The 1,943-nt window shown below is 34.7% G+C and carries 3 protein-coding genes; 1 reads left to right on the top strand and 2 read right to left on the bottom strand.

Going from position 1 to position 1,943, the window contains the following annotated elements; all coding sequences use genetic code 11:
* Nucleotides 1–213: hypothetical protein (locus AC4FQX_RS15050; protein ID WP_491168540.1), on the top strand; the 213-nt coding region annotated here is incomplete at its 5' end.
* A gap of 522 nt (nucleotides 214–735) precedes the next feature.
* Here the strand turns inward: AC4FQX_RS15050 and AC4FQX_RS15055 are convergent.
* Together AC4FQX_RS15055 and AC4FQX_RS15060 are read right to left on the bottom strand one after the other, a co-directional pair.
* Nucleotides 736–942 carry a hypothetical protein gene (locus AC4FQX_RS15055; RefSeq protein WP_491168541.1) on the bottom strand — a complete coding sequence of 69 codons (207 nt, stop codon included), beginning with the start codon at nucleotides 940–942 and terminating at the stop codon, nucleotides 736–738.
* A gap of 8 nt (nucleotides 943–950) precedes the next feature.
* Nucleotides 951–1,892: a tRNase toxin domain-containing protein gene (locus AC4FQX_RS15060; protein WP_491168542.1), complete on the bottom strand. Its 942-nt coding sequence runs from the start codon at nucleotides 1,890–1,892 to the stop codon at nucleotides 951–953.
* Between the last annotated feature and the right edge of the window lie 51 nt (nucleotides 1,893–1,943).

Consider the following 1,943-nt stretch of genomic DNA (forward strand, 5'->3'; position numbering starts at 1 on the left):
GCAAATGCTCTTGGTGTAGGGATGAAGGATTTTTTTAATGAAGAAAACCTATTTAAGGATATTGATTCTTTAAATAAATCCATTATAGAAAAAGTTCAATTAATGGAGCAATTGGAAGATAAACAAAAAGAAGCAATTTTTAATATTATTGATATGGCGGTATATAATGCCAAACTTAAGAAAACCTTATCCAATGCTTTGAAGCTAGAATAAACACCGCTCTTAAATAAAATCATTACCATATACAACAAAAGAGCCCGCTAAATTTAGCGGGCTCTTTGAGTATTGATAATATTCTTTGTGACTCTTCGCTAAGGGCACGGAAAAAATTTCCGCGCAATCCATACGTTACATGTCCGAGCGATCAGGGTCTTCACGCTATATATCCGAGCTATCGGAAACATTTCCGTGCTATCTTAACGCTACATATCCGAGCGATAGGGTCAGTTAGTATACGGACAGAATAAAGCAGATAATATTATTACCGATAATGAATTACTTAATCTCTTTAATAAAACACAAAAACTACCCGAAAACCAAAAGAAAACGATTAAGGAACTACTTGACGCTTTTATTCTGAAAAGTGATCTAAAACAACAACTTAATAAATAAAATCATTACCATATACGACAAAAGAGCCCGCTAAATTTAGCGGGCTCTTTGCGTATTTATAATCTTTGTTAATCAATCTTCGTTATGCGCATGGAAAGTATTTCCAAACGATCAGGTTTTCTATTATTCTCTCAATTTTTTTTTAGCTGTTTTCAAAACCTCTAAAAATTCTTCCAAATAAAATATATTTTTTTCTGATTGATATATTTCTATCTCCAAATCTTCCTTCTCTTGATTTATCTCTACAACTAACGTTTCATTATACCAAATTTCAGCAACAAGATTTTCTCTGTCAGATACACTTGTTATTTCTATTTTAAAATTGCTCATATTTATTTCTATTCTAAAAATCCTATAAAAGTTTTACCATCTCCACTAAACCTAGCTCCTTGCCCATTAGGAATTTTGTATTCTAGGACATTTCCAAACCTTGCATGATGCCTGATAGTAGATGTTGCATTCGGATTAGTAAGTATTCCTTTTAAAACAGTTTCTCCTTGAGAATTTATTGCTGCTGCATTTCCAGTCGCTTTTGGAAATATGCTTCCTGTTCTACTTCCATGTTTTTGCAATGCTCTACCAACACTTGTAAACCCTCCTTTGTCCAAAACATTTCCCACTTTTAATAATCTATCTGCTTTCTTAGTGGCACTTGCAATTTTAACAGTATTTGCAAGTACTCCAATGCCTTTACTAGCAACATTTAACACCCTACCTGCTACAGCTCCACCTGCTACATTTGCAAATATTTCTGCTGACGGATCATCTAAAGCACCACTTGCAGGAATAGTATTAGTTGTTCGGATTTCACCAGGAAGTCGAGAAATCAAAGACGTTCCAACTTCTCCATTTGTTTGAACATTCGCAGTCGTTCTTTGTACTTCCTTCTCTTCGGTATACATTAACCTACCGTCTATCTTAACATTAATGTAATCTATTTTATCTCCACCTTTATTACTCACTAAAGTGGTTTTACCCGTTCCTACTTCATAATCATATTCGTGATCATTTTCAAACATTCCCGTAGGATCAATAAAAGAAATAGGATTATTAAAGAATACTCGATAAGGTGACCAGCCTGGCGCTTGGTGCGCTAATGGATCAATTTGCCATCTTCTTCCTGTACGAACATCTAAGCCATACCCACCGAAATCATAACTGTTACCCTCGTCCTTAATTTCATCATCTTTTTCATGTCCTCCAAAACCATAACGATATTCATTACTAGATACATGGCGATTCGGAACTTGCATTCCAAAGGGAGAATAACTTCCACCCATATTTAGCGACTTTCAGCACTTTTTGTACATAACACCCTACAAAACTAATCG

Source organism: Flavobacterium sp. AK-301 (genome assembly GCF_058310215.1).